At 46.8% G+C, this 1,187-nt stretch carries 1 protein-coding gene; it reads right to left on the bottom strand.

Going from position 1 to position 1,187, the window contains the following annotated elements; all coding sequences use genetic code 11:
• Positions 1 to 3 precede the first annotated feature (3 nt).
• Positions 4 to 1,187, bottom strand: a 1,184-nt coding sequence (tuf, locus tag PSF27_RS20800) for an elongation factor Tu (RefSeq protein WP_272516408.1), incomplete at its 5' end; no start/stop codon positions are given.

Here is a 1,187-nt window from a genome sequence, read left to right as displayed (position 1 = left end):
GTATTATGCAATGATTTTTGCAACAACACCCGCACCTACAGTACGGCCACCTTCACGGATTGCGAAACGTAAACCGTCGTCCATCGCGATTGGGTGGATCAGGGTAACGATCATGTTGATGTTATCACCTGGCATTACCATCTCTACGCCTTCTGGCAGTTCGATAGTACCTGTTACGTCAGTTGTACGGAAGTAGAACTGTGGACGGTAACCTTTGAAGAATGGAGTGTGACGACCACCTTCATCTTTGCTCAGAATATAAACTTCTGATTCAAATTTAGTGTGTGGCTTGATTGAACCTGGTTTAGCAAGTACTTGACCACGTTCGATTTCTTCACGCTTAGTACCACGCAGCAGAACACCAACGTTCTCACCCGCACGGCCTTCGTCAAGAAGTTTACGGAACATTTCAACACCAGTACAAGTTGTTTTCGCAGTCTCTTTGATACCAACGATTTCAACTTCTTCACCAACTTTGATGATACCACGCTCAACACGGCCTGTTACTACTGTACCACGACCTGAGATTGAGAATACGTCTTCAATTGGCAGCAGGAATGGACGGTCAATTGCACGCTCTGGTTCTGGGATGTAAGAATCCAGGTAACCTGCTAATTCAACAATTTTCGCTTCCCACTCAGCTTCGCCTTCCAGCGCTTTTAGTGCTGAACCACGAACAACTGGAGTGTCGTCGCCTGGGAAATCGTACTGAGACAGAAGTTCACGAACTTCCATTTCAACTAATTCTAACAGTTCTTCGTCATCAACCATGTCACATTTGTTCAGGAACACGATGATGTAAGGAACGCCAACCTGACGACCTAACAGGATGTGCTCACGAGTTTGTGGCATTGGGCCATCAGTCGCAGCAACAACCAGGATTGCACCGTCCATCTGTGCAGCACCTGTGATCATGTTTTTAACATAGTCGGCGTGTCCTGGGCAGTCTACGTGTGCGTAGTGGCGAGTTGGAGTATCGTACTCTACGTGAGAAGTAGAGATGGTGATACCACGCGCTTTTTCTTCTGGTGCGTTATCGATTTGGTCGAATGCACGAGCAGAACCGCCGTAAGTTTTTGCCAGAACAGTAGTGATAGCTGCTGTCAGAGTAGTTTTACCGTGGTCAACGTGGCCGATAGTACCAACGTTAACGTGCGGTTTTGAACGTTCAAATTTTTCTTTAGACA

This window comes from Providencia sp. PROV129 (assembly GCF_028482245.1).
Taxonomy (GTDB): domain Bacteria; phylum Pseudomonadota; class Gammaproteobacteria; order Enterobacterales; family Enterobacteriaceae; genus Providencia; species Providencia vermicola.
Note: the sequence above shows the minus strand (reverse complement) of the source record. Positions and strands in the feature narration are given on the sequence as shown.